Below are 1,705 nucleotides of genomic sequence, written 5' to 3' on the forward strand. Positions count from 1 at the left end.
CATGCTAAAACCTGCTCTGCAGATACCTGCTTGTAGCCTTTTATACTCTCTGCCGCGACGTTTTGCGCGCCGGCGCGCATAAACATTATGCCCGTGTATTTGCCGCTGCCGTAGGTCGTGAGATCGGGATTTGCCATGTAAATTTTAGGTCTTTTATCCACGATGAAGTCGCTAAATTTAGCCTTTAGCTGCTCTTGCGAGGTTTTGACGAAGCTTATTAGCTCGGCGGCCTCTTTCTCGCGGTTTGCGACCTTGCCAAGAAGCTCGATCCCGTCGTAAAAGCCCTCGGTGTAGGCCGCTTCGTCGTCTTTAAAGGTCGGATTTAGCTTGCCCTTATCGGCGGCGTCGCTGCGCTGGAAGCTAACGGCGACGACGGGGATTTTGAGCTCCGTCATTTTGTCGATGTATTCTTGCGGGATGTAGTTGGTGACGATCACGACGTCAGGCTTTAGCTTAAGCACAGCCTCGTAGTTGATGACCTTTAGATCGCCCGGGGTCGGCATATCTTTTAGGCTCGGCGCTAGGCGGATGTAGTTTTTGCCGAGCGACTTCTCCCACGACTCCTGCACGCCGACAACTTTATCCAGCGCGTTTAGCTCATTGAGCGCGTTTAGGCTTTGGTGCTGAAGCACGACTATGCGCTTAACTTCGTCTGGTAGCGTAACGTCGCGGCCTAGCTGATCGGTTACGACGCGGTCTGCAAAAAGCGAACTCGCGCACAGCGCAAGAGCTAGCGCGAAAGAGTGAAGCTTACTCATGTTTTTTCCTTTAATTTAGAATTATATACTTTTTAATACGCTCTGTTTTGCGCGCTTTTTAGGCGGTTGCGTTTAGAAAATATACTTTGAAATATTATAGATTTTTAATGATAAATTTTAGGTAAAAGATGAAATTTTAAAGTAGGGCGAATTTGAAAATTTACATCGTACGTATGAATTTCGCGTAGAATTTTGCGGTGTGATATGGAATTTGTGAAGCAAATTTGTAAAATTTCAAGCGCTCGCGCGTAATTTTAGATTGGATTTTATGATCTATTTTGCTGGCGTCGTCCATAAGTTTTTATTCCAAAGCTCCGCGCCTGAAATTCCTTTAATCCTAATCCAAGCGATAAGTTCTAAAATTTCAGATAAAAGGATTACCGTAAGTGCGGCATAGCGGGCAGGTGCGCTGCCATACCACGACTTATCGATGTGGAGTATTTCAAGAAGCTTAAGAAGCGCTTCCCAAATTAAAGTTATCCCGGCGCAAAGATAGAAAATTTTGCTTCCGCTTGCCTTGCCGAGCAAGTATAGTGTGGCGACCCGCTTCCAAAGAACGATGAGTGCCAGCATAATATTTGCGGTGCTCCAAAGAGCCATGATTTGAGATTTTCCGATCTCGGATAGATGCTCCAAGCCTACATAAAGCGCAGCTATCGTGCAATAAAAGGCCTCCTCGAAAGAGCTGCCGTTTTGCTGCAAAGCGTAATCCCAGCTCTTTGTTGGCATAAGGTTATAACGATATGCACGATAAGTAGAGTCGTTTCCGAGTGCATCTTGCAACTGGAAATACTGAATATCTTGCGTTGAGAAGGTCTTTGAATCCGAATCACTATAATTACCATCTACGCGCAAAGTAACGTTTCTTCCGTTGCTTGAGAGCTTGCGATTCACCTGCAGCATAGCACCTAAAGCGGTGGTATTACCATAGCTTATGGTCATATTAC

At 45.8% G+C, this 1,705-nt stretch carries 2 protein-coding genes; both read right to left on the reverse strand.

Features of this window, described 5'->3' with window-relative positions:
- Positions 1-758 (reverse strand): ABC transporter substrate-binding protein (locus tag Q0236_RS08605; protein ID WP_297916916.1); only part of this gene is annotated, 758 nt, incomplete at its 3' end.
- A 273-nt stretch (positions 759-1,031) separates the two neighbouring features.
- On the reverse strand, positions 1,032-1,705 hold a 674-nt coding region (locus Q0236_RS08610), incomplete at its 5' end, for a hypothetical protein (RefSeq protein ID WP_297916917.1).

The organism is uncultured Campylobacter sp. (assembly GCF_938031315.1).
In the GTDB taxonomy this organism is placed as follows: domain Bacteria; phylum Campylobacterota; class Campylobacteria; order Campylobacterales; family Campylobacteraceae; genus Campylobacter_B.